The sequence below is a fragment of the Streptomyces sp. NPDC059456 genome, from assembly GCF_042750055.1.
Lineage (GTDB): Bacteria > Actinomycetota > Actinomycetes > Streptomycetales > Streptomycetaceae > Streptomyces.
The window spans coordinates 1-4,413 of record NZ_JBHYVA010000701.1 but is presented as its reverse complement, the minus strand read 5'-3'; the positions used below and the strand labels follow the sequence as shown (position 1 = coordinate 4,413).

Sequence of the window (4,413 nt, the reverse complement as noted above, 5' to 3'; positions counted from 1 at the left end):
GGTGGGGGGGGGGGGGGGGGGGGGGGGGGTGGGGGGGGGGGGGGGGGGCGTGGTGGTGTTGTGGAGTTCGGCGTCCAGGCCCAGGACCGCCGTCGTCGTCGCGCCCGCCCGTTCGAGGATGCCGGCCGGGGCGCCCGCGAAGAGCAGCTTCGACTCCGTCCACGCCGGGGGGCCGCCGAGGCCCGTCGTGCCGATCGTGCCCGTTTCCGCGCGGCCCGCCAGGAGGCGGCCCGCGACGGCGATCGCGCCGTAGCCCGCCCGGCCGCCGGTCTCCGAGACGCTGGAGACCTGCGGCTTGCCGGAGCCCGCCGTGACCAGGGCCGTACGGACGGTCCCCGAGTCGGGGCGGCGGAAGTACAGCCGGATGCCCGCGCCCTCCGGGGCCGCCGAGAGCGGGACCGTCGTGGCCGGCAGGCCCGTCGGGAACGGCCCCTGGAGCGGGGCGCCCGGGGTGGGCTGGGTCCAGGCCAGCACCGACTTGGTGGTGGCGGCGTACACCTGGTGCCGCCCCGCGGCGTCGACGGCCGTCACCGGGTCGCTCTGGAGGTCCTCGCCGCCGAGGCGCTGCCAGGGGCCGAAGCCGCCGTCCGGCTGCTGCTCGCGGGCGCGCAGGGTGCGGTGGGCGTCGCGGACGTAGACGGTCAGCCGGCCGTCCGGGGCCACGGCGGCCACGGGGGCGCTGATCGCGGAGGTGCCGTCGTCGTCGGCGCCTTCGGGGGTGCCGAGCGCCTGCCACGGCCCGAACGGGCCGTCCGGCGCGGACTGGACGGCGTACACGACCTCGCGCCGGTAGTCCGCCGGCGCGGGCCCGAGGTGCGTACGGGTGGCCAGGACCGCGATGCGGCCGTCGGGGAGGCGGGCGGTGCCCGCGCCCGGGTCGATGCCGGTGCCGGGGAGCAGGGCCGGGCCGGTCCAGCCGGCCGGGGCGCTCTGCCGGGTCCAGACGGCCATCTGCCCGTCCAGCGCCGCGAAGGCGTACAGCCGGCCGGTGCCGCTCGCCGCCAGCCAGGACGTGTTGTCGGCGCGGGCGTAGCGCAGCGACTGGGCCCAGTTGCGGCCGGTGGGGCTGCTCGCGACCTTGCGGTCGCCGCAGCCCGAGGGGCTGCCGCAGTAGTTCTGGTGGTCGACCCAGGCGTACGTCTTGAGGTAGCCGATCTTCGTCTCGGCCGTCTGCGGATCCAGCGCGTGCGGCAGGGTGCCGTTGTGGTAGCCGAGGTAGTTCTGCACCGAGAACCGCGGGCGGTCCCCGGCCTGGGCGGCGTACGCGGCGGTGGCGGCCTGCACGAAGCGGGCGCCGTACATGTGGTCCTGGTGGTCGGTGTACTTGCCGGTGTCCTGGTAGCGGCCCGGCGTCGGGTCCTGCATGCGTATCGTCGTCGGCCTGTACAGCGAGAGCAGCCCGGATATCGCCTGGACCAGCTGGTCCTTGGTGTACGTGTACGGCTGCTTGACGGGGGTTCCGGAGGTCAGCTGGGCTTCGAGCGCGGGTATCTTCCCGTTCCACAGGCCGCGCAGGCTGTCCGGGTTCTCGGCGGTGGGGTTGCGGGCCTCGCGCAGCTGCAGCCAGACCAGGTTGATCTGCGGCCGGGCGATCAGGACGTCGAGCTCCGCCCGTCCGCCGCCCGCGGTGGGTATGACCGTGCGCTTCCAGGGGCTGGTGCGGTCCCCGGTGGCCATCTGGGCGTACGCGGAGCGGATGCCGTTCTGCCGGGCCTCCGCGTAGTGGGCGCGGTCGGCGGGCTGCTCCGGGTCCTTGGCGCCGGCGCCGTTGGCCTCGTTGCGGCCGTCGGCCTCGCCCGAGGTCAGGTACGCGGTGGTGAGCTGGAGGCCGGCGGCCAGCGAGCGGCTGAGGTCCGGGTTCATGAAGAAGAGGTCGTCGTCGGGGTGGGCGACGATCTGGACGACCGATCCGGAGGTGGTGCTCGCCGGAAGCGCGGCGGCCGGGTTCTTCTCCTGGGTGGCCTCGGCCGAGGTCTGCTGGCCGGTCGCGACCGCGAGCACGCCGGTGGCACCGACGGTGAGGACGGGAAGGAGGGCTGCGAGCAGGAAGCGGCGACGGGCAATCGGCATCGGTCACGCCTTGGGTCGTTCCGGACGGTCGTTGCAGTGAGTGAGAGGCCAGATCGGGAGACTTGGTTCACCGATGCGCTCGATGACTGCTGCTTTCCGGACACGACCGGACGTGATTGTGCCCGTGCGTTTCTGATCCGGTGACATGTGCCCGGGATGTGGACGCACTTGACCCGCGGACCGGACGGACCGAACCGGACGGGACCGGGCCGGACCGAACCGGACCGGACGGGGCCAGGCCGGACCGAACCGGACGGGACCGGTCCGAGGCGGTGTCAGGGGGTCGCGTTGCGCGGGCCCACCGGCAGCCACGGCGCCAGGTACGCGTGCGAACCGTCCGCCGACGAGGTCACGTACAGCCGCGCGTCGAGCCCCACCACCGCCAGGCTGACCGTGTCCTTGCCCGTCACCGCGGACGACGGGTCCCCGACGAACATCAGCGGCGAGCGCTCCCACGGCCGCCCCGCCCCGAGGTCCGAGCCCAGCCGGCCGCCCGCCGAGCGGCCGGCCAGCACGTGCCCGCTCGCCGTCACCGAGCCGAAGCCCTGGAGGCCGCCGAGGTCGGTCGGGCCGCTCGTCTTCAGCCCGCCGTCCCCCGTCACCAGGGCGGTGCGGACATTGCCCGAGCCCGGCTTGCGGAACCACAGCCGCACCCCGCCCTCGCGCGCCTCCGCGGTCAGCGGCAGCGTCGTGTCCGGCAGACCCGTGGCCGTGGCCGGCCCCAGGGGCGCGCCCGGCTTCGGCTGCACCCAGCCCAGCACCGACTTGGTGGTCGCGACGAACACCATGCGCCGCCCGGCGGCGTCGGTGGCGGTGGCCGGGGTGCCGTGCAGGCCGGTGCCGCCGTACTGCGCCCAGGGGCCCCAGCCGCCGTTCGCGGCCTGCACCCGCCCGCGCAGGGTGCCCGCGCCGTCGCGGACGTACGCGGCCAACTGCCCGGTGCCGTCGACCGAGACGGCGGGGGCGCTGATGTCGGAGGTCCAGTTCTCGTCGGCGGTCTCGGGCGTGCCCAGCGACTGCCAGTCGCCGAACTCCTGCGCGCCCGGGCCCTTCTGGACGGCGTACACGACCTCGCGCCGGTAGTCCGCGGGCCGTGCGCCGAAGGACGTACGGGTGCCGAAGGCCGCTATCCGCCCGTCCGGCAGCGTGACCGTGGACACGCCCGGGTCCATCCCGGTGCCGGGCAGCAGGCGGGGCCCGGTCCAGGCGCCGATGGGGCCGGAGCGGTGCCAGACGGCGACCTGGCCGTCGAGCACCTTGAACGCCCACAGGCCGTGCTCCTGGTCGGAGACCAGCCAGGAGGTGCTGGTGCCGCGGGCGTAGTTGACGGTGGAGGTCCAGCCGTTGCCGGCGGGATGGTCGGCGACCTTGAGGTCGCCGCAGCCGGCGTTGCTGCCGCAGTGGTTCTGCTTGTCGAGCCAGGCGTAGGTGTCCAGTATGTCCAGCTTCTCCTTGGCCTCGTCCGGATCCAGGGCGCTGGGCAGGGAGCCGTTGAAGTAGCCGACGTAGTTCTGCACGGCGAAGTGCGGGCGCTGCTTCGCGTCGACGTCCTTCGCGTACGCGGCCAGCGCGGCCTGTGCGAAGCGGGCGCCGTAGAAGTGGTCCTGGTGGTCGGTGTACCGCTTGGTGTCGGGGAACCGGCCGGGGGTGGGGTCCTGGGCGCGGACCGTGGTCGGCTTGTACTGCTCCAGGACGCCGGTGATGGTCTGGACGACCTGTTCCTTCGAGTACGAGAACCGCTGCTTGACGGGGGTGCCGGAGGCGAGGACCGAATCGAGCCGGGCCACCTTGCCGTCCCACAGGCCGTGCAGGCTGTCGGGGGCGCTGTCGTAGACGGTGCCGGCCTCGCGCATCTGCAGCCAGACGAGGTTGACCTCGGGCTTGGCGACGAGGACGTCGACCTCGGCGTGGCCGCCGCCCTTGGTGGGGACGACGGTGCGCTTCCAGGCGCTGCCGCGGTCGCCGGTGGCCATCTTGGCGTAGGCGGCGCGGATGCCGTTCTGGCGGGCCTCGGCGTAGGCGGGCTTGTTGGGCGCGGTGGTGGCCTGTTTGCCTTCGGTGGCGTTGATGCCGTCCGCCTCGCCGGCGGTGAGGTAGACGGTGGTGACGGGGTGGCCGGCGGCTATGGAATAGCGCAGGTCCGGGTTCATGAAGTACAGGTCGTCGTCGGGGTGGGCGACGATCTGCAGCACGCGGCCGGGGTCGGGCGCGTCGGCGCGGGCCGCCGGGACGGCCGCGGGGCGGTGCTCGATGCCGCTGAGGGCTTCGTTGCCGCGCAGGACGAGCATGCAGGTGGCGGCGGTGGCCGCGGCCAGGGCCACCGCCATTAAGACCCCCCCCAGA

Annotated in this window: 2 protein-coding genes; both read right to left on the bottom strand. The window is 74.3% G+C overall.

Annotated features, from left to right (window positions below):
- On the bottom strand, positions 1-2,070 hold a 2,070-nt coding region (locus ACFXA3_RS36725; protein ID WP_385194540.1), incomplete at its 3' end, for a PIG-L family deacetylase.
- Positions 2,071-2,345: 275 nt separating this feature from the next.
- Complete coding sequence (locus tag ACFXA3_RS36720) at positions 2,346-4,397, bottom strand: PIG-L family deacetylase (RefSeq protein ID WP_385194538.1); 2,052 nt, start codon at positions 4,395-4,397, stop codon at positions 2,346-2,348.
- Positions 4,398-4,413 lie beyond the last annotated feature (16 nt).